Source organism: Paenibacillus sp. FSL P2-0136, assembly GCF_037975325.1.
GTDB lineage: Bacteria > Bacillota > Bacilli > Paenibacillales > Paenibacillaceae > Paenibacillus_AQ > Paenibacillus_AQ silagei.
In genome coordinates, this window is the sequence record NZ_CP150244.1 from 7,584,073 (window position 1) to 7,607,348 (window position 23,276).

Annotated in this window: 13 protein-coding genes; 11 read left to right on the top strand and 2 right to left on the bottom strand. The window is 56.1% G+C overall.

Going from position 1 to position 23,276, the window contains the following annotated elements:
• The first annotated feature begins 20 nt into the window (after positions 1-20).
• Complete coding sequence (locus NYE26_RS32635; protein ID WP_339252943.1) at positions 21-1,721, top strand: DUF4127 family protein; 1,701 nt, start codon at positions 21-23, stop codon at positions 1,719-1,721.
• A 123-nt stretch (positions 1,722-1,844) separates the two neighbouring features.
• Complete coding sequence (locus NYE26_RS32640) at positions 1,845-2,573, top strand: protein-glutamine gamma-glutamyltransferase (RefSeq protein WP_339252945.1); 729 nt, start codon at positions 1,845-1,847, stop codon at positions 2,571-2,573.
• Positions 2,574-2,585: 12 nt separating this feature from the next.
• Here NYE26_RS32640 and NYE26_RS32645 read toward each other — a convergent pair whose 3' ends face one another.
• Both NYE26_RS32645 and NYE26_RS32650 read right to left on the bottom strand, forming a co-directional pair.
• Positions 2,586-4,202, bottom strand: a complete 1,617-nt coding sequence (locus NYE26_RS32645) for a response regulator (RefSeq protein WP_339252947.1) — start codon at positions 4,200-4,202, stop codon at positions 2,586-2,588.
• Positions 4,177-6,069, bottom strand: a complete 1,893-nt coding sequence (locus tag NYE26_RS32650) for a sensor histidine kinase (protein WP_339252949.1) — start codon at positions 6,067-6,069, stop codon at positions 4,177-4,179. The genes NYE26_RS32645 and NYE26_RS32650 overlap by 26 nt, the downstream gene beginning before the upstream one ends.
• Before the next feature lie 81 nt (positions 6,070-6,150).
• Between NYE26_RS32650 and NYE26_RS32655 the strand changes: the two genes are divergently transcribed.
• From NYE26_RS32655 to NYE26_RS32695, 9 genes are all read left to right on the top strand, one after another.
• On the top strand, positions 6,151-7,626 hold the full coding sequence (locus tag NYE26_RS32655; protein WP_339252951.1) for an extracellular solute-binding protein: 1,476 nt from the start codon (positions 6,151-6,153) through the stop codon (positions 7,624-7,626).
• Positions 7,627-7,876: 250 nt separating this feature from the next.
• Positions 7,877-9,772, top strand: a complete 1,896-nt coding sequence (locus NYE26_RS32660; RefSeq protein WP_339252953.1) for a collagen-like triple helix repeat-containing protein — start codon at positions 7,877-7,879, stop codon at positions 9,770-9,772.
• A gap of 451 nt (positions 9,773-10,223) precedes the next feature.
• A complete protein-coding gene (locus NYE26_RS32665; RefSeq protein WP_339257691.1) occupies positions 10,224-11,153 on the top strand; it encodes an ABC transporter permease subunit in 930 nt (309 codons plus the stop codon).
• Positions 11,154-11,199: 46 nt separating this feature from the next.
• Positions 11,200-12,093 carry a carbohydrate ABC transporter permease gene (locus NYE26_RS32670; protein WP_339252955.1) on the top strand — a complete coding sequence of 298 codons (894 nt, stop codon included), beginning with the start codon at positions 11,200-11,202 and terminating at the stop codon, positions 12,091-12,093.
• Positions 12,094-12,147: 54 nt separating this feature from the next.
• Positions 12,148-13,701 (top strand): ABC transporter substrate-binding protein, encoded by a 1,554-nt coding sequence (locus NYE26_RS32675; protein ID WP_339252957.1) that lies wholly within the window; start codon positions 12,148-12,150, stop codon positions 13,699-13,701.
• Positions 13,702-13,834: 133 nt separating this feature from the next.
• On the top strand, positions 13,835-17,302 hold the full coding sequence (locus NYE26_RS32680) for a carbohydrate-binding domain-containing protein (RefSeq protein WP_339252959.1): 3,468 nt from the start codon (positions 13,835-13,837) through the stop codon (positions 17,300-17,302).
• Positions 17,303-17,440: 138 nt separating this feature from the next.
• A complete protein-coding gene (locus tag NYE26_RS32685; protein ID WP_339252961.1) occupies positions 17,441-19,132 on the top strand; it encodes a glycoside hydrolase family 3 N-terminal domain-containing protein in 1,692 nt (563 codons plus the stop codon).
• A gap of 35 nt (positions 19,133-19,167) precedes the next feature.
• On the top strand, positions 19,168-20,535 hold the full coding sequence (locus NYE26_RS32690; protein WP_339252963.1) for a glycoside hydrolase family 88 protein: 1,368 nt from the start codon (positions 19,168-19,170) through the stop codon (positions 20,533-20,535).
• Entirely contained in the window at positions 20,532-22,613 is a 2,082-nt protein-coding gene (locus tag NYE26_RS32695) for a hypothetical protein (RefSeq protein ID WP_339252965.1), read from the top strand. The genes NYE26_RS32690 and NYE26_RS32695 overlap by 4 nt, the downstream gene beginning before the upstream one ends.
• The last annotated feature ends 663 nt before the right edge of the window (positions 22,614-23,276 follow it).

Genomic DNA, 23,276 nt, shown 5'->3' on the forward strand with positions numbered 1-23,276 from the left:
CTAGAGGGAGCGTGACATCAATGAAGAAAGTGCTATATGTACCATTGGATGATCGGCCTGTTAATCTGGATGATGTGATTGTGCAGGGGAGATCGGCGGGCATTGATGTGATCACACCGGATGTAACGGATCTTAAGAATCGCCTGGATTCGCAAAAGACAGCATCGGGCACAACCCTGCTGACCACCTCCTCACCGGCCTATGGAGATACCGCCAAGATCCGGCAATGGATTCTGGATCATGCGGCGTCCGTGGACGGTTATATTCTCTCGGCGGACATGCTGGCCTATGGGGGGCTAATTGGCAGCCGCCGTCTCAGGGCGCATGCGGGTGGTGTCTACCCGGCGTATGACGCTGCAATTACAGACTTGTTGGATGTCATCCGTGAAGTGAAGCAAGCCTGCCCGGACAAGCCGGTGTATGTAATGGATACAATTATGAGGCTGGCCACCACCTCTTTTGCGGAAGGGCTGGACCTCGCGGCCTATACGGAGTCCCGCAACTTCATGCTTCAGCCGCGCAGGAGCTTCACGCAGTTCGAAGATATTCTCAGTGGATATAACCTGTCACCGACTGGCGACTATGGCAGTACGGCTACTTTTGATAAAGAGCAGTATTACAATACCAGAGCGCATAAGTTCAAGACGAACCGCTATATTCTGGAGGTGCTGGCGCAGGAAGGCTCTATTGATTTCCTTGCAGTCGGTGTGGATGATGCCAATACCCAGGGCGTGCAGATTAACGAGATTCACTATATGGAAGCAGGCATTAATGAATGGCTGGGCGGGACCCAGGGGCAAAATCCGGACCGGGCCGTCATTCTCCCGGATGCAGACGGACTGGGACAGTCCTTACTGGCGCGGATGGCGAATCAGCTCTACCGGAACGGAGCCACAACCAGGTATACCGTTGAATATTTCGGACCGCATGGCTCTACCCTTACGAGTCCGTATGAATATATGGATGTGCATCAGAACATCCTGCGCCATCTGGATATTGTAGGGGGTGAGGCGGTAGGCGATGCCCGTCAGGTGGAGATTATCGCGATTACTGCTGCGGATCAGGTGCTGGCTGCGGTTAACCGTATCGAAGATAACGATTCCCGCCTCGTCCCTTCGGTAGTGATTGATTGTGTCGGCGCAGGTGCAGCAGATGCAAGTATAACTGAGGCTCTGCTGGGCAGCAGGCATACTGGCGCGCTATTAGGATATAGCGGCTGGAATACGCCGGGGAACAAAATCGGCCTCGCACTGGGCATGGCCCAGGCCCGGTATGCTTATATCGTTACAGAGACCGATGCGGCGGCGCTGGATCTTGCGGTTAACGCTCACGGCTCGCTGCTGTTCAAGCGCTTCCTGAAGGATTACTTCTACAAAAGGCTGGCGATTGGCGAGATCCGGACATATTCCAGAGCCCATTCGCTCTATGAGAATGTTGCAACGTTTACAGATCAGAATATGTTGTTGTTCAATAGCCCGGAGGATTACGCTCATCTCGAGGCCCTGCTGAGAGAGCGGATGCAGACACACACGGCCACGCTTGCCGGGACGGGCGCCTTCCTGATCGGAAGTGCTGAACCGGCGTGCAGTATCCGGCAGATTAACGGGGGCAGTTGGGTCTTCTCCGAATACGCCAGTGCAGTACTTCCATATGATGATCCCGATTATATTTGGGGCCGTGCCTTTGAGATTACTTTGAATCTTCATGTCACGTTAGAATAATAGGTGTTTCTGACCGGCAGCTCTCCGTGGATAGATTACGGGGGGCTGTTTACGCACCAATAGGAGGCCCGACACGTACAATAACCTATATTTCATGGCAAGAAGACGAAAGGGGGAAGCAGAATGGGGTATGGATACGCGGCTCCGGCAGATCCGGCATTTGAGAGCAGAATGCGGGGGGAGATTATTGCGGCAGCCCGGGCAATGAATGTAGGGGGGACAGATTTCTCGACCTTCGAGAATTCCCGCTGCAATCCGAGGTATTGGACCCGTACAGGGGGCGGTGGATTTGAGCTGAATTCAAATGTCACTCCTTCGGCGGCGATTAATGATATTTTTGTGAATGGACAGCTGTATGCCTTTGAATGTGCTATGGCGATGGTGATGATTCTCTATAAAGCGACCATCAACATGATCGGAGAGGCGGCCTTCAACCGTAATTTCACCGGCCTGTACCTGTGGGACTGGAACTATGACAGCAATCTGAAGCTGATTACCACGTTCAACCGGAATGAGCTGCAGCCGGGCGATGTGGTCTATTTCAAGAATCCCGACCATGATCCGGCTAAGCCGGAATGGCAGGGGGAGAACGCGATTATGTTGTCCAGAGACAGCTACTACGGACACGGGCTCGGGATTAAGAATGCCACTCAGATGATAACCTCGCTCAACAGGGAGCGGGTGCCGGGCAGCCGGACGTCTGCCTATCTGGCGGATGAGGGGCTTCACCCGGATTTTGCCTATATTGCTTCTCTCGGCAACTCACGACTGAGCCCGCCGATCTCCGCCAAAGTGAATGTAAGAACGGCCATCTTCTCCAGAATAGGTACGAAATCCTATATTGTCCGCTAGAGCGGCAGCGGTCTAATCCTTGGCCGAACGGAACTTGAGCGGGTGCAGGCCGGTGGTTTTTTTAAAAACAGTACTGAAATAATGGGGATTCTCATAGCCGACCCGCTCTGAGATCTCCATGACCTTCAGGTCCGTGGTCAGCAGCAGCTCCTTCGCCTTGCCTATGCGGATCTGGGTGATATAGTCGGTAATGGTTCTGCCGGTCTCCTTCTTGAACAGCAGGCTGATGTAGTTAGGTGTCAGAAACACCTCCTCGGCAATCCTGGACACGGACAGCTCCGAGGCGTATCCCTCCTGAACGATGGTGCAGATGCTGCTGACGATCCGGCTGTTCCTGGAGGTGTTCTTGCCTGCTACATAAGCGCTTAAGTCATGCAGGAGCGACAGCATATACGCCTTAAGGCCGGTGATCGTGGTCTGCTGGTACAGCTTATCCATGATGCTAATCCGGTCGCTTAGCACCTGCCCGATATCCTCATCTATCTCATACAGGGCTCTGGCGGAGGTGAAAATCATCTCTGCGCAGATACTCTGCACGTATTCAATTCTATGCTTGGGACCGGCCAGTCCATTGAACAGCTGCTCCAGCAGCCGGGTGACGGTGTCTGTATGTCCTGCCTTCAATTCATTCATCAGCCGGGCCTGGAGTTTATAGATAAAGGTGCTCTGCAGCTTCTCCGTGTCGGGCTGGATATCATTAATGTAGAGGACGGAGGCAGGCCTGGTATAGAATTTGTACACCAGCGCAGCCAGCGCATCCTTATAGGAATCCTCAAGCTGGCCCGCCAGCGGACAAGCCCGCCCGATGCCGACGGAGGCATCCAGCCGCAGATACTTCTGAATATTAACGATGATTTGTTCGCAGGTCCCGGAGATGGAGTGGGACGGAGGTGTCTGCGGGGTGCAGATCACCATAATGAATTCGTTCTCGCTGGCTACGAAGCTGATGGCGCAGGGGTGGCTGTCCAGGCTCTCCTGAATGATATTCTGGATGGAAAAGTAGAGCAGTTGCTTATGCTCCTCCGAGTATTTATCCACCGCGCTCCGGTATTCATCCAGTTGGAGTACACAGACGCTGAGAAGCGTCCCCTGCTGGAAGGGCAGGGCGAAATACTGTATTTTCTGCCAGATCTCCTCCTCCCTGCGGTAGAGGCCGGCAATCAGATTCTGGAGGAATTTCTCCCGCAGCAGCGGCATACTGTCTTGAAGCTGCTGCTTAAGCTGCTCCAGATCCAGCTGCTGCTCGCGTTCCTCTGTCAGCTTGGCCACTGCCTGGCGGAAGACACTGCGGATCTCGGGCAGCTTGACAGGCTTCAGAATATATCCCTCGGCGTTCACCTTCAGCGCCTCCCGGGCGTAGGAGAAGTCCTGGGCGCCGCTGATAATAATAATCCGGGCCCTGCAGCCCGCCTCCCGCAGCTTCTCTGCTACCTCCAGCCCCCCCATTAGCGGCATCATAATGTCGGTGAACAGGATGTCCGGCTGGAGCTTCAGGCATAATTCGTAGGCTTCCAGCCCGTCCGAGGCTTCCCCGATAATCTCAATCCCGAACTCTTCCTGCCAATCGAACACACGGATCAGACTGCTGCGGATAAACGGTTCGTCATCCGCTATGATCATCGTTAACATCTTCATTCACCTCATTCCAAGTAGTGACCACGGGGAACCGGATGACAGCCAGCAGACCGCAGCCGTCTTCGGTATTGTCGTAATAACGGATGCCGTAGGACTCTCCAAAAAACTGCCGGATCCGCATATGCACATTGCGGATGCCGTAAGACTGGCTGCCCGGCTGCGGGTCTGCCAGCAGCTGGTTCAGCCGTGCGGGATCGGCGCCTATTCCATCGTCGAACACGGAGATGCTAAGCAGCTCCTGCGTCTGCTCTACCCGGATGCGGATCGTGCCTGTTCCCCGCCGCTGCTGGATGCCGTGAATCAGGGCATTCTCCACCAGCGGCTGGAGACTAAGCTTCACCACCAGACATTCCTCTGCCAGCGCCCGGTCCGTCTCCTCCAGCTCATAGTGAAGCCGGTCCTGGAAGCGGAACTGCTGAATCTGCAGATAGCTCTCGACCTGCCGCAGCTCATCGCGGAGCGGGATAATATTGCGGCCCTTGCTCAGGCTGTACCGGAAGAAATCCGAGAGCGAGGTGACCATGCTGCTGATCTCGGGAATATCGTGGTTAATGGCAATCCAGTTAATGGAGTCCAGGGTATTGTAGAGAAAATGCGGATTGATCTGGGCCTGGAGCATTTGCAGCTCGGCTTCCTTTTTGCGCAGCTCGGTGACGTAGAGCTTGTCGATCAGCGCCTTAATCTGCTGGAGCAGCTTGTTGTAGCGGTTGAATAAATAGGAGAATTCGTCCTTGCGCCGGTAACGGATGGGGATATTGAAGTTCCCGCTCTCGGCATGCGACATTGACTGGATGAACTTGCGGATCGGAGCGGAGATATTCTCGGACAGCAGCAGGGCCATCAGGAAAGAGATGAGCATGCAGATGACAATTACGGCATACATCACCCGGCGGAAGGAGACCAGCTCCCCATTCAGCTCACGGACAGGCGAGAAGGACAGGATGGTCCAGCCGGTATTCTCCAGCGTCTTGTACGAGACGAGCATCTCCTCGCTGCCGACAGAGTGGCGGAAGGAATGCAGTCCGGATGAGTGGTCTGGAGAGAGAGGGTTGCTGGTACTGCCAGCAGGGCCTATAGTCAAGCTAAGCTTGCTGTAATAATCCTGAGCGGCGATATTCTGGCCGATGAGTGACGGCTCGGGGCTGATGGCGATCGTTCCGGCTCTGTCTGCGATATAGACCTTGCTGCCGGGGGTAGGCTTATAATGCTCCAGCAGCGTGCCGAATTCGGCTACCGGGATATCAAGGGTGAGCAGTCCGACATAGGGCAGCTGTGCATGCCGGATACCGAACAGGCGCTTCGCGAATTTGAGGGTGAATCTGGAATCCAGCGAGCTAAGGCCCACCACGGCAAAATCGGCTTTGGCCGGAATGCTTAAATACCAGGGCTTCAAGGTAATAAGATCGATATTGAATACACGCCGTGAGAAATTATATTGGGTATATTCCGGCCGGTTCAGCATATAGAGCATAGGGACGAAGCTGTTGCCGGAGGTCCCGTTCGCGGGGAAATCCTCAAGGATTTTGCTAAGGGCCGCCAGTTCATTAATGATTCCGGTACTGTCTGTCGGCCGGTTGGAGGAGATGAGGTCCGCGAATTCAGAATTCAGGTACAACGCAGTCATGGATTGATTGGCGGCTTCGAATCGCCGGGCCAGATTATCCTGAACCAGATTGAAGTTATTCTCAATCGATGTATTCATATTCCGGGTAATGATCCCGGCGGATTTGTTATAGATGGTGACCGAGATGATCGTGGTCGGGAGAAGAACGAGGAAGAGAAAGTAGAGGATCAGCCGGCTGCGGATGCTGAAGTTATACAGGAAGAGAGCCTTCGACAACGAATCGTAATATTTCTTCATCGGAGTCCTCCTTCAGCAAGTCAATAACTGGTATACATTGTAAAACGCGTGAAGTCAGGATGTCAACGCAGGAGGTGCGGTGTGAAAAGGTTACTGTTCTATCTTATTGCCCTCTTAGGGTGCGGGCTGGCTATCTACACTTTTGTCTATGACCGCCCGCTGCTGCCGGACCTCACTCAAGGCGAGAAGGCCCTGCCGGAGGCGCAGACCACCCGGGTGAGGGTCGCCTTGTCTGACTGGACGGAGAACCTGGAAGTGAAGAATGCCATCAGCCATTATAATAAAACGAATCCCGATCAGATTGAGATCGTAGTGATGAACCTTGCTACAGACGCTTACGACGATACCTTAAATATGCTGATGACCTCCGGGCAGGGGCCGGATGTGTTCAGTGTCGATAACGCCTGGCTGGCCACATACGTCAACAAGGGGTATCTTGCTAATCTGTCTGCTGATCTGGATGCCGGATGGCTGTTGCGTTTTCCGGTATGGGCCAGGAAGTACGCGTCTGGCCCGTTGTTCAAGGGCGGAATCTACTTCATGCCCTCCAGTATTGATACCGTGCGTCTGATCTACAATAAACAATTGTTCCGGACCGCCGGACTTGACCCGGAGCAGCCTCCGCTTACCTTCGCTGCACTGGAGCAGGCTGCCCTGCAGATCAGCCGGGCCGGAGCATTGGTCAATAAATACGGCTTCGCGTTGCCCGCCGGGGATAGCCGGGCCAGTCTCCAGGCCGGACTGGAGCTATCGAATACCTACAGCGGTTATTATCTGTATGATTACCGGTCGGGCCGTTATGACCTGAGTGTGTATGCCCCCTGGCTGCAAATGGTACGGGAGATGAAGCAGCAGGGCAGCCTCTACCCGGGGGAGACGCTGCTGAAGCTGAGCAGTGCGCTCCGGCAGTTCGCGGACGGCAATATCGGCATGATGTATGTTACCAGCAAAGATTATGTCAAGCTGCAGGAGTATATGCCTAAGGATGACTGGGGAGTGGCGCTCCCTCCGGCAGCGGAGCTGTCACGGCGCGGTGCCGGGGCCCTGATGATGGTCCCCCAAGCTCCGCTGGTGGTGAATAGTGCGGCGCAGAGCCGGGAGGCTGCGGTGAAGGTCTGGCGTTTTCTTCAATCGAAGGAGTTCCTGGGCATGCTGTATCAGCAGGCGCTCGCCCTCCCGGTGACAGACGGGATTATGGATAAGCCGGGTGCTTCACGCGGGCTACGCCACTTCAGGGAATTCTATCCAACCGCAGCAGAATCGATCTATCCGCTATCCCCGCAGATCATGGACCAGTATGATCCGAATACGGTATCCATGGAGCCGCGTTATTCAGGCGACCGTCCAAGAATGCAGCTGTATCTGCGGATCATCGCGGGGGACATTCCGCTGGACCAGGGACTGGGCAGCGAGAGTGAGCGGCTGAATCAGATGCTGGATATTGCAGCTACCGGGTATTCTTTTCGGCGTGAGGAATATATCTATCCGCAGTTCGATCCCCGTGCCCCGTTAGTGGGGGAGAGCCTGCAGAGCCGTTCAAGCAGCGGACGGGAATAGACTAGGCTTATATTCAGGGACCTTTCCCGGCCATTGCGGCTGAGGAGAGGGCCCTTTTGTGTTGTCTCCTATTTATATGGGATGCCTGCCGGAATCTAGCTCTACTGCACACACCGTGCCGGAATCGCAGAATATTACTATATTGATCCATCTTTCTGCTGCTAGCTTCTATGTAGTCAAAAGATAGATTAAGCGAGGAAAGGAGAATCTATCAGGACAATACAAATCTGTCGTTAAAGGAGACTGGGAAATGACTCTACTATCCACAGGACCACTGGAAAATAATGCAGTTGGAGGAGTAAGACCCACTACACAGGTTACGGTCAGAATTGATAACCGCAGTAGTGTTGCAGCTTCTACAGTATTGATACAAGGCTATTACATGCAGGGGGGCGTTAGAAATCTGTATGTCAGCCAAACGCTGGATGTGGCTGCCAACGAAGCGATAACAAACACTTATTATGCGGATCTGGACGCTTTTGAATTTCTGTTTGTCACTTCGGCTACGGTAGATGACCCGGTTCAGATCTCCGTATGGGGCAAGAGCAGCACCGGCCAGCTCGTCACCGCCCACCGGCTGGTCTCGGCTGAACTGCTGGGCGATACTGGTGTAACGGGGGCCACTGGAGCGACCGGCGTGACGGGCCCGACAGGCGCAACTGGCGCGGGAGTGACTGGGGCGACCGGGGCAGGGGTGACCGGAGCGACCGGCGTGACGGGCCCGACAGGTGCAACGGGTGCGGGAGCGACGGGGGCAACTGGAGCAGGTGTGACCGGTGCGACCGGCGTGACGGGCCCGACAGGTGCAACTGGCGCAGGAGTGACGGGGGCGACTGGAGCGACCGGGGCAGGGGTGACCGGTGCGACCGGCGTGACGGGCCCGACAGGCGCAACTGGCGCAGGAGTGACGGGGGCGACTGGAGCAGGGGTGACCGGAGCGACCGGCGTGACGGGCCCGACAGGTGCAACGGGAGTAGGAGCAACTGGTGCGACCGGGGCAACGGGCGTAGGAGTGACTGGAGCGACCGGGGCAACGGGAGTAGGAGTGACCGGAGCGACCGGAGCAACGGGAGTAGGAGTGACCGGGGCGACCGGTGCAACGGGAGTAGGAGTGACCGGGGCGACCGGTGCAACGGGAGTAGGCGTGACCGGGGCGACCGGGGCAACGGGCGTGGGAGTGACCGGGGCGACCGGGGCAACTGGGGCTGGAGTGACCGGAGCGACCGGGGCAACGGGAGTAGGAGTGACCGGGGCGACCGGGGCAACGGGCGTAGGCGTGACCGGGGCGACCGGGGCAACGGGCGTAGGAGTGACCGGGGCGACCGGAGCAACGGGCGTAGGAGTGACCGGAGCGACCGGGGCAACGGGAGTAGGCGTGACCGGCGCGACCGGGGCAACGGGCGTAGGCGTGACCGGAGCGACCGGTGCAACGGGAGTAGGTGTGACCGGAGCGACCGGTGTAACGGGCGTAGGAGTGACTGGAGCGACCGGAGCAACGGGCGTGGGTGTGACCGGAGCGACCGGGGCAACGGGCGTAGGAGTGACCGGAGCAACCGGTGCAACGGGCGTAGGCGTGACCGGCGCGACCGGAGCAACGGGCGTAGGCGTGACCGGGGCGACCGGAGCAACGGGCGTAGGCGTGACCGGAGCGACCGGCCCGAATTTGGCAACGGAAGGGTTCTCCGCATTCCTGCCGACGTTCTCGGTCTCGACCAGTACTCAGCTTACCGGCTGGACTGTGACTACGCCTTACTATGACAGTGCGACATTTAATGAGACTACAGGCAACTACACGATTCCGGTATCCGGCAGATATTCGTTTGAGGCAACCATTAACTACAGCACTACCGCTGCCATCTCCGTTGCATTGGGAGCGGGAATTGATCCGGCTTTTGTAGTGCGGAGAACCTCGCCGACAGTAACGGATCTGGTAACCGGATTGTTCCCGCTGCTGAATGTTAACATTGCGCTTCTGTTGTCTCTGCGGACGATCCTGGGTAATGGTACGGTAACATTGACAGGTGAAGTTGAACTGACGGCAGGCGATGTGATCGGACTCTTCTATGCAGCAGATGGATTAACCTTGCCATTAGATCTTGGAGGTGCCTCTTCGGGTGTTGTATGGTCTGTGCACAGACTGACTTAACCGCTGCAGACTAGTTTAGACCCACAAGCTTCAGCTAAAAGAGCGTTCCACAGCGGTCATCGTGGAGCGCCTTTTTGCATTTTGTCCCTTCGGCTTCACTGCCTTCCGCAAATGGATTCTGGTACGGAAAGCAGTTGGATTTTCACCACTTACTCATGGACAGAAGCCTTCTTGTAGGGAAACAGTTGGAGAAACAGCACTTAAAATTCAGCAAATATAGCAGAGTAGGGGAAATACGCGAAATTAAATGACGTTTATCCAACTAAAACCCGACGGTGATCCAAAACATCCAAATTAAGATGCGTTTATCCAACTAATTTACTCCAAACTCCGTAGGATTTTGAACTTTTATTATAGATGGCCTTATTTAGCATGGAGCCGCCTGCGGGTACACTTAAGTCAGGGAAGAGAGGGACTGCTGAAGGAACACAGGAGGCGGAAGACAATGGTTATGAAGACGAAAAAGAGACACGGGCTGAAGCATCTGCTGAAGCATAAGGTGCTGCTGCTGATGCTGCTGCCGGGCGTAGTATTTTTGCTGATCAACAACTATCTGCCGATGTTCGGAATTGTGATTGCGTTCAAAAATATCAACTATGTGGACGGGATTCTCGGCAGTCCGTGGGTGGGGCTGGATAACTTCAAATTCCTGTTCGCCACCTCGGATGCCTGGATCATTACGCGCAATACGGTGCTCTATAATTTCGTATTCATTGTTCTTAATCTGCTCTTTGCCGTATCCATCGCGGTTGCCCTGAATGAGCTGAGGAACAAGCTGGCCGCCAAATTCTATCAGAGCATCATGTTCTTCCCCTACTTCCTGTCGATGGTGGTGGTGAGCTATCTGGTGTTCGCTTTTCTGAATGTTGAATACGGTTTCATCAATAAAGGAGTCTTCGCCCTGTTCGGGCTGGATGAGCTGAACTGGTATTCGGAGCCGAAGTACTGGCCGTTCATTCTGCCGCTGATCAATCTCTGGAAAGGGGTGGGCTATGGCTGTGTCATCTATCTGGCGGCGATTATCGGCATTGACAACGAGTACTATGAAGCGGCCCTGATCGACGGTGCCAGCAAGTGGAAGCAGATTCTGCACATCACCATTCCGCTCATCCGGCCGGTCATTATTATTACAACGATTCTGGCGATCGGGGGCATCTTCCGCTCCGACTTCGGGCTGTTCTACCAGACCACACTGAACTCCGGGGCGCTGTACCCGACTACACTGGTCATCGACACCTACGTCTATAACGCGCTGATTAATATGGGCAATCTGGGGATGTCGGCAGCGGCCGGATTATACCAATCGGTGGTCGGCTTTTTCCTGGTCCTCGGCTCGAACTGGATCGTGCGTAAGGTTGACAAGGATCAGGCGGTATTCTAGATAAAAGTCAGGCGGCGCACGTACCTTGTAGAAGGAGTGGAAATCCGTGGCTAATAACGAAATATCCCGCTTCACTAATGTTCTCCTCCATATTATTTTTATCATCCTGTCCCTGGCCTGCCTGCTGCCGATTGTACTGGTCTTCATGATCTCTATTACCGATTACGATTACATCGTCCGTAATGGCTATCAATTCATTCCGGAGAAGCTCAGCCTGGAGGCCTACGCGTATATTTTCAAGGATTATAGTGTGGTGTTGCGGGCCTATGGCGTGTCCTTCTTCGTCACCATCACCGGAACGCTGGTCAGCGTGTTCCTCTCTTCCCTGTATGCGTATCCGATATCGCGGGCGGATTTCCGGTACCGGGGGGTGTTCGCTTTCCTGATCTTTTTCACTATGCTGTTCGGTGGCGGGCTGGTACCGTGGTATATGGTCTACACCCAGGTGCTCGACCTCAAGAACTCCATCTGGGCGCTGGTTGTGCCGATGCTGCTGTCCCCGTTCAATGTGCTGATTATGAAGACGTACTTCCAGATGAGCGTGCCGCCCGCGCTGATTGAAGCCTCTACGATTGACGGAGCAGGGGAGCTAAGGACGTTCTTCCGGATTGTTTTCCCGCTGTCTTTGCCGGTCTTCGCGACCATTGGGCTGTTCAATACGCTGCATTACTGGAATGACTGGTTTAACAGCATGATTTTCATTACCGACACAGACCTCTATTCCCTCCAATATCTCATGTACAAAATGATCTCCCAGGCAGACTATCTGAGCCGCAACGGGGCACTTATTCAAGGCTCGGCCACCGAGCTGGCCAAATTGCCGGGGGAAACGATCCGTATGGCGATGGCGCTGATCGGCATCGGGCCGATTGTGCTGGCCTATCCGTTCTTCCAGCGGTATTTCATCAAAGGACTGACGCTCGGCTCTATCAAAGGCTAACCTCGGAACCTACCGATTAGCATATATCTGTTCCATCAAGGGGAGGAAAAAAGTATGGCAGGTAAAAAAGTCACAGGTCTGCTGCTGTCGCTTGTGCTGATAGCCGGATTCACCCTGGCCGGATGTGCGGGGAACAATGGCAATACAGCGGCGCCTACAGAGAAAACGGGGGAAAGCACCACAGCTCCGGCGGCAACGAAGGAAGCGACAGGAACCGAAGCGGCTGGAACGGAGGCGCCGGGTGCGCTTGCGCCGGTGGAGCTGTCTCTGTATCTGCCCGGCGGGCCGGATAAGGATGTGGCGTCCGTAGAGCAGGAGATCAACGCCTACCTGAAGGATAAAATCAACGCCACCCTCAAGATCAACCAGCTAAGCTGGGATAAACCGGCCGACAAGGTCAATCTGATGATCCAGTCCGGCGAGGTGTTCGATATGGTCTATACCTGGAACTTCATGACCAACGCCGCGAAGGGGGCGTATCTGCCGCTGGAGGAGCTGCTGGACACCTATGCCAAGGAGACGAAGGCACAGATTAATCCCGCTTACCTGCAGGCAGCCACCGTCAACGGACATTTGTATGCGGTTCCAACCGAGAAGGAGCTGGGGCAGTCGGTCGGGTTCGCTTTTGACAAGGCGATTGTGGATAAATACGGCTTCGATGTGAACAGCCTCCAGAAGCTGGAGGATATTGAACCGATGCTGAAGACGATTAAGGAGAAGGAGCCGGCCCTCTCTCCGCTGTTCATGAACCATACCGACAGCCTGCACTGGTTCACCGCGTATCCTGACAGCGAGGACTTAGACGGCAGCAATGATATCCCGACTCTGCTTGATTACAAGACCATGAAGGTGTTCAACGAATACGACACACCGGCAATGACGGAGCGGCTGAAGCTGATCCGCAGCTGGTATGAAGCGGGCTATATCAACAAGAACGGCGCCACAGACAAGACCGAGCTGAAGGATGCGGTCAAAAGCGGCAAAGCCTGGTTCGTCTACGGTAACATGAATCCGACCTCCACCAATGACTGGACCCGGCTCGCCGAGAAGCCGATGATCATCAAGACGCTGCTGCCTGTTCAGGTCAGCACCAAGAGTCTGCAGGGCTCCATGCTCGCCATCTCCAGAACCTCGAAGAACCCCGAGCGGGCCATGATGTTCATGAATCTGCTCCACACCGATCCGGTGCTCTACAACCTGCTGACCTTCGGCATTGAGGGCAAGCACTACAAGAAGCTGGAGAACAACACCGTGGAGTTCATTGCGGACAGCGGCTACAACTCCGTATCCTCCTGGATGATCGGCAATGTGCTGCTGAACTACCTGAATAAGGATGAGGATCCGAAGCGCGTGCAGCTCTATACGGACTGGAATAAGAACGCCACCGTGTCGCCGGTGATCGGATTTGTCTTCGATTCGACCAAGGTGCAGTCGCAGATCGGGGCGCTGATCAACATCACGAAGCAGTATAAGAACACCCTGTTCTCCGGGGAAAAGGACCCTGAGCCGGTCCTGAAGGAGATGAACAGCAAGCTGAAGGCCGCAGGCCTGGACGCTGTGATTACGGAAATTCAGAGTCAGCTCGACGCTTTTCTGGCCGCCAAATAAGCAGTAGAGGCCATAGCACGCCCGGTTCCCTGCCGCAAGCAGCCATAGCGGCCGCCTGCGGCAGGTACCGGGTATTCTCTTTCGCTAATCCAGCCTTTGGGGAGCCCCTATCTGATCAAGAGAGGGTGTTACTATGCGAATTCAGAGAATCACAGGCAAATTGCTCATTGCAGCTCTGGTATGGATGTCCGCCTCATTGCCCGGAGTACAGATCAGCTCCGCCGAAATGCCGCCTGCACAGGCGGTTGTGGAAGAAAATATAAATAACAGTACTGTCACAGAGGATACCTACCAGCCGTCTCCGCTGCTCTGGCAGATAGGCGAGCAGGATAACAGCTCCGCAGAATTTACAGTATATCAGGATGTGTACAGTGAGAATATTACCCTCCCCGTAAATCCCCTGAACTGGAATACAATCTCCCGCGGCATGAAGCTGGACCGCAACGCGGCGATGGAGCTAAGCTTCAATCTAACGGAAGTCCCCCTCTATGGTGTAGAGTTCAGCTTCAAGGTACTGGATGCAAGCACCGCTATTCCGCAGCTCGCCGTATTCACCAATGGCAGCTTCAGCGGGCTGATTCAGATTACCGGGCTGAATGACGGAGAGACCCCCCTTACGAACACATGGATAGAAACCTATAGACTCTACATTCCCTCAGAGCAGCTGAAGACCGGCAGCAATGAGCTGAAGCTGACCGTGGACCGCGGGCTATACGCTGATCCGCAGTCGCCAGGATATGACGGTGACAAGTATCTGTGGTTCGAATGGGATTATCTCAGGCTGGCGGCGCTGGAAGAGCGGGCCACAGAGCCTATCCACGGCAGGTATGTCCATCTGGGCAGTACGATTGCCGCCTCGACTTTCCGCTACGACGAGCATGCGATCCGCCATCTGGCCCCGATGGCCAAGTGGCTGGGCATTGCCTACAGCGGCAACTGGATGCGCACCTCCTTCTGGTCCGATACCAGCGCAGGCTGGGACCCGCAGGGCCGCAAGTACCTGGAGACGCTGCGCGACCTCAATCTTGCGCCAATGGTTAATATCATCGGCGGCAACTGGAAGACTAACAGCGAGTTGGCGGCAGGGACGATCAGCTCTGCGCTGAGGAGCTATTACAGCGGCTTTGTCAGCAAATTCGGTGATCTGTACCAGTATGTCGAGACGGGAAATGAGCCGGGATTGTTCGGCTGGGCACAGAAGGCGGTGCTGGCGCTTCATGAAATGATGGACGAGGAGAGGCAGACGAACAGCCAGCCTTACCTGAAAATTGTTGCTCCCGGCTGGGCCTACTGGCCGTATAACGGCACCCCTGACGGCTGGGAACGGGATGCTGCCCAGCGTGCGCCGATTGAAGCGCTGTCGGATGTGACCAACGGACACAGCTATGGCGGGACCGGCGTCCAGCCTTTGCCGGGCGGAAGCCTGTATGAGAATCTGCGGGTGTACAGTGATTCAGAGGAAGGCTTCGGCAAAGAGATGGCCATGAGCGAGACCGGAAGCAATGACAATCATTCCGACAATACGAAATACGGGACGTATGCTTACAGGTTCGCTTCTGCTTTTGACCGGGAGCTGCGGGGAAATATCGGTTATGCCGACCATATTATGCAGCACGCGGCCTTCTTCAATGACGGGACGGAGTTTGGCCTGTTCAATTCAGCGATCAACTGGAACACACACCGTTATGAGGATACAGCAGCGGTACCGGCTAATATCAATGAATCCGGGGAGACCCGGCTGAAGACGTTCCGCAGATTGGCCGCCGCTTACGCCACCCATGGAAGCCCGCTGGGCTACGAGGTACTGAATGCAGCTGAACTGACCGGGCTGAAGGCGTATTTCCGCGCAGTGGATACCTCGGCGCTGGGCACTTCGGCCATCGGAGCTTCGTCCGATAAAATCCTGCTGAACTTCGTCAACTTTGAGACGTCGCCGGTGACGATGCAGGTGAAGGTTAAGATGCCGTCCAGCGGAGCGTATGCCGGGGAACGGTTCGGTCCAGGGGAGACGTACGCCGCCGCCTACTCCAGGGTGGAGCTTACGGCAGATCCGTACATTACACTTACAGTTGCGCTGGACGCGGGAGAGACGATCCAGTACATCCTGGATGAGCAGGACAACGCGCTGCCCACTGCTCCGGGCAGTCCTGCCGCAGCGGCCGTAAGCCATGAGCAAATCCGGCTGACCTGGACGGCTTCCACAGACAACGCTGCTGTCGTCAGCTATAACGTCTACCGTGACGGCGGAGCGGCTCCGGTGATGAATATTCCGGGACGGCTGACCTTCTGGAGTGACTATACCGTAGCGCCGCAGACCACTTACAGCTACACAGTGCAGGCCGTGGATGACTCCGGCAATGCATCGCCTCTTAGCACAGCCGTATCAGCGACTACACCGGTCATGCCGATTACATCGCATGCCGCAGGAGATCCGGCCAAGTTCGAGGCCGAAGCTACTGCATTTGCCTTGCCACTGAAGACCGGCAATAACAGCAGCGCCTCGGGCGGCAAGGTCGTGGAGCAGACGCATAGCGGAGGCTTAACGATCCAAGGCTTCCATTCCGAGAATGGTGGCAGCTACACCTTAACAATTGTATACGCTTCCAATGAGGAATCGAAGAAAAATATTCTCGTGAACGGCGTGAAGCAGTCCACAGTAACCCTGCCTTCAACGGGCAGCTGGACCGCGAATCTGACCGCACGGCAGTATGGGATTACCCTCCAGCCGGGCTATAACATGATCAGCTTCACCTCCGCCGGGAAGGGGGCAAATCTCGATTATTTCAAGCTGGAGGAAGGGCTGTATGTTCCGCTCTCCCACTGGTATCCGGCCGCACATGATCATCCTTACATTGACTATGCCGGATTCACCCCTGCGCCCAATGGAGTCTCCCATGTGACCTATGATGAGGATGCCACGGCTGCCTTCAGCTTCAATGGCATCGGTGTCCGCTGGAGATCGGACATCAAGAGCGATATGGGCAGTGCAGATGTCTATGTCGATGGTGAGTATAAGGAGACTATAGTCATTCCGCAGGCAGGGCTGGAGGGTGATCATAAGATTGTCTACGAACTGACGGGTCTGGAATACGGGCTGCACCGGATAGAGATTGCAGGCAACGGCGGAAAGGTAATGGTCAGCGGGCTGGAGTACGAGAGCTACGAGTCTGTATTGCCCGTACCGGGACCGGATCTGACGGTGACGGATATCGGCTGGCATATTGTGAACAGCGACGGCAGCCCTTCCGCGCACAGCACACCGCAGCTGGGCGACTCCCTGATCTTCTGGGCCAAAGTGAAGAACATCGGTGTCCGTCCCACACCGCTGAATGCCTCGACCGGACTCGGACAGATTACCGGCGGCGCCTTCTCGGTTAACGGCGGAGTGGTCTCGTGGACGGACACGAATACCAGTGTGATTCAGCCGGGCGAGGAGATAACATTGACGGCTAACGCCAGTGCGCAGGGCACCCCCCGGTGGACGGTGCCGACCATCGGCGAGTTTACAGTCAGCTTTTTTGTGAATGATATCTGGCGGTATGCGGAGATGAACAAGGAGAATAACAAGCGGGCACGGGCGCTGGAGATCAGCCTGCCCTGACGGGCTAATCAGCCGGTTGGCGGATCGGTGCAGGCAGTCTGTAGAATTTTGAACTTATATTATAGCTGGCTGTATGTAGAGCAGCTTCGTGATCCGGTACACTGGATTTAGAACAGAACCTGCCGGGAGGAGCCTTAAATGATGCAGAAGCCGTTAAGCAAGGAAGAACAGGAATGGGTGGAGGAGACGCTTGAAGCGATGAGCCTCCGGGAACTGATCGGGCAGACGATGCAGGACCATGCGGGCAGGCTGCCGTTCAAGGGGGATGATGAGGCCGCTCTCCGCCGGTATCTGGAGCAGTATCCGGTGGGCAGCTTCTTCATCGGCGGGGAGGTTATTCAGAAGGCCGCAGGCAAAGCGGAGGATTACCGGGACTGGGCGGGACTGCTGCAAGGTATCAGCAGGTTCCCGCTGCTGTTCTCCGGTGATCTGGAATTCGGGGCAGGCTCGGCGGTGAGGAGTCTCACGGCCTTCCCGCCGCTCCTCGCGCTTGCGGCAGCAGATGATGAAGACCTGGCTTACGAATACGGAAAATATACCGCGCTGGAAGGCCGGGCGGCCGGGTTCACCTGGGCGCTGGCCCCGGGAACCGATCTGTTGCTGAATTGGATGAATCCCGTCATTACGACCCGTTGCCTGGGAGATGACGCCGGGCGGGCGGCGCGCCTGTCCGCCGCTGTCATGCGGGGCATGCAGGAGCATGGCCTTGCGGCCTGCGCCAAGCATTTTCCCGGTGACGGGGTCGACTACAGGGATCAGCATATCATTACTACGGTGAACAGCTTATCTGAAGAGGAATGGTTCTCCACTTACGGGCAGGTGGCCGGGGAGATGATCAGCCAGGGGGTCATGTCCTATATGACCGGACATATTGCCCTCCCCTGGATCGAAGACGGGGCAGGCGGTGCTGGATCGGGGCCGGTCCCGGCAACCGTCTCGGAGCGGATTACAACAGGACTGCTGCGGGAGCGGCTTGGCTTCGACGGAGTGGTGTTGTCGGATGCGCTGGATATGGGCGGATTCTTATCCTGGGGAGACTATACACAGCGCATCATAGACTGCTTCAATTGCGGTACGGATGTGCTGCTCTGGCCGGGAGTACGGTACTTCGCAGTGATGGAGCAGGCGGTGGAGGACGGACGCGTCAGCCGGGAACGGCTGAAGGCCAGTGTCCGGCGGATTCTGGAGCTGAAGGCACGGCTTGGTGTGCATGCTGCCTGTGATGGGAGAGAGGACGCAAGGGCTCAGCCGCTGCTGGACGACAAGCTGCCGCCTGGTCTCGACCGGCAGGTCAGACAATTCAGCCGCGAGCTGGCCGGGCGCTGCATTACCCTGGTCCGCAGCCGCACCGGCCAGCTGCCGCTGAATCCGCAGGAGGTCCGCCGGGTGCTGGTCATCATGATGAACAAGGTGACGGAGGGGCGCAGATATGAGCGGATGAATCTTTTTGTGGAGCAGCTTAAGGCCAGGGGGCTAGAGGTGGATATTCTGGATGAATTCGAGCCGTTGACGACACTGCGGCAATGGGAGCAGTCGGGGGTCCGCTGGGATGCTGCCTTCGCCCCTTATTTCCTTCCGCTGCACGGAATGATGAATACCGCCCGTCCGGTGGGTGAAGCGGCCAAGGCCATCTGGGCCATGCAGCATGCGGAGACAGTCCGGCCGATCGGTATTTCGTTCGCTACGCCATATCTGCTGCAGGACATTCCCTTCTTAGATACCCTGGTGAATGCGTATTCTCTGCATGAAGATACAGTAGAGCTGACGGTTAAGGCGCTGTTCGGAGAGATTCCGTTTCAGGGAAGCTCCCCGGTGAAAGCGGAGATTTGAGAGGGCGATTACAGTTCAGGGAGGCTTCAGACGTCTTGAGTGCGAAACAGGAATCAGAGGCAAAACGGGCAGCGGGCAGGAAGCGGGAACTGGAGGCGAAGCTGCACAAGATCTTTGAATATATGCGTCTTGAAAGGCACCAAGGGAATTGGGGAATGGATATTAACCACTGGGACTGGGTGCCCGGTGTCGGGGTCATCTCTATGCTTGAATATGGCACAGGGACTGGTCAGGATGAGGTGACGGATTACCTGCTGCATTGGGTGAACCGGAATAAGCAGAAGGCCGAGGGGGTTAGGGTTATCAATTCCCTGGCTCCCTACGCGGTCTTTCCTGAGCTGTACCGGCTGACCGGGGACCCGTGGTTTCTCAGCCGGGCGCAGGAGGTTGCCGCATGGATGCTGGATACTGCCCCCCGGACCCGGGAAGGCGCGCTGGAGCATACCGTGACAGAGGCGGTGGAATTCCCGGAACAGGTATGGGCCGATACGGTGTATATGGCCGTGCTGTTCCTGGCCCGGCTTGCCGGTCTGACCGGCGACCAGGAGCTTGCTGCCGCCGCCGTGCAGCAGACCTTGCAGCACCTTCGGCTGCTCCAGGACCCGGCGACGGGGCTGCTATTTCATGGCTGGAACAGCCGGGCAGGCAGCCATATGTCGGCAGCCCGCTGGGCCCGGGCCAATGCCTGGGTGGCACTTGCGGTCCCGGACATTGTGGCCGGGACCGGAAGCCTGACTGCTATTCCACAGGAGCTGTACAGCCGCTACCGCAGGCTTGCTTCTGCCCTGCGGCAGGCGCAGGGGGCCGGCGGCTTGTGGCATACGGTGCTCGACCGGCCGGATTATTACGAGGAGACCTCGGCCAGCGCCGGTATTGCCTGCGGCTTCCTGAAGGCGGTGAAGAGCGGACTGCTGGAGGATGCCTATCTGGAGAGCGCGGAGGCGGCACTTGCGGGGATTCTTCCGCTCATCCGCGAAGACGGTGAGGTGCAGGGGGTATCGGGAGGCACTCCGGTAATGCCGTCGATAGCGGCCTATAACACCATTGAGAGATATCCGGCACTGTATGGGCAAGGGCTGGTGATGCAACTGCTGACAGAGGCATTGGATCTGGGGGAAATGAAGCATCGGCTTGAGAGGCAAGAGCATGAGGAGCGTCAGGAGCACCAGGGGCCTGAAGAACATGAGGAGCGCCAGGGACGACAAGAGGACCAAGGGCATGAAGAACATGAGGAGCGTCAGGGAGGACAAGAGGACCAAGGGCGTGAAGAGCATGAGGAGCGTCAGGGAGGACAAGAGGACCAAGGGCGTGAAGAACATCCAGAGCGTCAAGGGGGTCAGCGACGTCAGGAGCAATCCGAGGGGATATGTTCATTAAATGTTGAATGGGAGGCAGGGGGATGACGGTGAAGGATAACGCAGAAGCTGCGGGTGGAGGCCTGGATCAGCGGCAACGGCTGATTCATAAGGTGACCGGACTGGAATCCCGCTATGACTCGGACATTTGCATGCTGCGCTCCCCGTTCAGCAGCCCGGGGTATCATACGACGCTGAAGCAGGCGGAGTTCATCCACTCCACCAGAGACTCGCTCAGCTATGCGCTTGGACTGCTCGACACGGAGCTGGCCTGTTATGAAGAGCGGGCATTCGATATTATCCGGCAGGTCATCTCCTTGCAGGATACGGACCCGGCGCATGATACCTTCGGCATCTGGTCCTGGTTCTATGAGGAGCCGCTGGACCAGATGGCTCCGCCGGACTGGAATTGGGCGGACTTCTGCGGCAGCCGACTGGTGCAGGCCCTTTCGCGCCACGGCCACCGTTTCCCGCACGATCTGCGGGAAGCAGCCGTCTTGTCCATAGAGTGTGCCTGCGAAGCCATTATCCGGCGCAATGTCGGACCGGATTATACCAATATTGCGATTATTGGCGCATTCGTGACCAGAATTGCCGGGGAGAAGCTGGGGCGTAAGGATTATGCGGACTATGGGCTGGAGCGGCTCAGGAGGCTGCATGCTCATACCCTGAAGCATGGGGCTTTTCAGGAATATAACAGCCCGGTCTACACCTACATTGCCATTCTGGAGCTGTCGAAGCTTCAGTCCGAGACCTCGGACAGCAGGGTTAATGCATGGACCAGAGAGCTGCTAGAGCTGACCTGGAGGACCGTGGCCGGGTATTATCACCCCGCCACGGCCCAGTGGTCCGGCCCGCATTCCCGCTGTTACGGAGTGTTGCTGGAGGACCAGAGCAAGGCGTTTCTGCAACTGGCGACAGGAGGAGCCGTGATGTTCTTCCCATGGGAGGAGCTGCCCTACGAAGAGGAATGGTATATGAGCGGCATCCATTGTCCCCCTGCCTATCTGAAGGGCTTCAAGGTTCCTGAGACGAAGGAGATAAGGCAACGCTTGGAAGGGGAGGAGAAAGGGCAGGAGCAGGGGACAGGGAAAGAGCGGAAGCGGGAGTTGGGCCAGGAACAAGGGCGGGATCAGGAATGGGATCAGGAATGGGATCAGGAGCGGAATCGGGAGCAAGGTCGGGATCAGGAGCAAGGTCAGGGTCAGGTGCAAAATCAGAATCAGGGGTATGACGGCAAGTGGGCGGTCACTTATATGACTCCGCAGTGGAGCATGGGCTCCTTCACCCATAGTGATCTGTGGAACCAAAGACGGCCGCTGCTGATCTATGCCAATAATAACGGACAGCCCTCATATCTCCGGCTCCGCTGCCTGCATGACGGCTATGACTACTGCTCCGCACGCTTCCAATCGCTGCAGGAAGCAGGCCGTGTGCTGTTCGGGATCGATTTCATGACAGATGGCGGGGATACCCATCCGAATCTGGACCGGACCGGCGGTGTGATTGCGGCTTCGGACCTGCGGCTGCGGCTGGAGGTTGGCGGCGCTCTGGAGGGAGTTACAGCCACATTAACAGAAGAAGGTACGGTTATCACCATTGCAGGGACGGAGTTTGGCCTGACAACCTGGTTCGCGGCATTCAGCGGGCAAGCGGATACAGGCAACCGATTGGTGTGGGAACTTCATAAGGCAGACGGCCAGATGAATATCGATATGATTCTCTACGCCGGTCCGCGCAGGATGCTGGACTTCACCTCCATGCAGCAGGCTGCGCTGGTGTTCTCTCTGGCGGCTGGGGAGGAGGGGAGATTGAACTCTGCCCCGCTTCTGGAGCTGACGGATGAGGGCGGCCTGCGGGTTAGCAGTGGAAGCGAGCACGAAGGGGGCAGAGCGCAGGGAGTTGCAGGAGGGAAGGCGGCGGGAGCGAATAAAGTCAACGAATGGAATGAAGCGAATGAAGTGAATGAAGTGAATGAAGTGAATGAAGTGAATGAAAATGATGAAACGAATGCTGCGAAGGGAGAGCGGGGTGTAAGAGTCGTGAACAGCATGAACAGCGCGAACAGCATGAATAGTATGAAGGGAGGTTTCGTACTTAACCTGCGGCCCGCTCCGGGAGAGTAGCTGACATCACCGCTCAAAGGCTGAATATATGCGAAATACCGAACACCATTTGTGGCTACAACGGCCGATGACCGAATGTATGCGGAAAACAGCATACATTATGCTCGCAAGCAGGCAGACGGGCCAAATGTATGTGGAAAACAGCATACATTATGCTCGCAAGCAGGCACACGGACCAAATGTATGCGGAAAACAGCATACATTATGCTCGCAAGCAGGCACATGGGCCAAATGTATGTGAAAAACAGTATACATTATACTCGCAAGCAGGCCCACGGGCCGAATGTATGTGGAAAACAGCATACATTATGCTCGCAAGCAGACCGGGCCAAATGTATGTGAAAAACAGCATACATTATACTCGCAAGCAGACCCACAGGCCAAATGTATGTGAAAAACAGCATACATTATACTCGCAAGCAGGCACACGGGCCAACAATGTATGTGGAAAACAGCATACATTATACTCGCAGGCAGGCCCAAGGGCCAAATGTATGTGGAAAACAGCATACATTCAATAGGCAGCGTGCCGCACATGCACCAAATGTATGCGAAGAGTCGAATACAATCGCTGCAGCAGCGTGAGGGATTGGCCCCACGCTCCGCAGCCCGTAACATCGTAGAGGAATCCTGCAAAATGTGCAACAATGCTATCCATACAAG

Coding starts and splice junctions, on each gene's coding strand:
- NYE26_RS32635 (WP_339252943.1), top strand. CDS start 21: ATGAAGAAAGTGCTATATGTACCATTGGATGATCGGCCTGTTAATCTG.
- NYE26_RS32640 (WP_339252945.1), top strand. CDS start 1,845: ATGGGGTATGGATACGCGGCTCCGGCAGATCCGGCATTTGAGAGCAGA.
- NYE26_RS32645 (WP_339252947.1), bottom strand. CDS start 4,202: ATGTTAACGATGATCATAGCGGATGACGAACCGTTTATCCGCAGCAGT.
- NYE26_RS32650 (WP_339252949.1), bottom strand. CDS start 6,069: ATGAAGAAATATTACGATTCGTTGTCGAAGGCTCTCTTCCTGTATAAC.
- NYE26_RS32660 (WP_339252953.1), top strand. CDS start 7,877: ATGACTCTACTATCCACAGGACCACTGGAAAATAATGCAGTTGGAGGA.
- NYE26_RS32665 (WP_339257691.1), top strand. CDS start 10,224: ATGAAGACGAAAAAGAGACACGGGCTGAAGCATCTGCTGAAGCATAAG.
- NYE26_RS32675 (WP_339252957.1), top strand. CDS start 12,148: ATGGCAGGTAAAAAAGTCACAGGTCTGCTGCTGTCGCTTGTGCTGATA.
- NYE26_RS32680 (WP_339252959.1), top strand. CDS start 13,835: ATGCGAATTCAGAGAATCACAGGCAAATTGCTCATTGCAGCTCTGGTA.
- NYE26_RS32685 (WP_339252961.1), top strand. CDS start 17,441: ATGATGCAGAAGCCGTTAAGCAAGGAAGAACAGGAATGGGTGGAGGAG.
- NYE26_RS32695 (WP_339252965.1), top strand. CDS start 20,532: ATGACGGTGAAGGATAACGCAGAAGCTGCGGGTGGAGGCCTGGATCAG.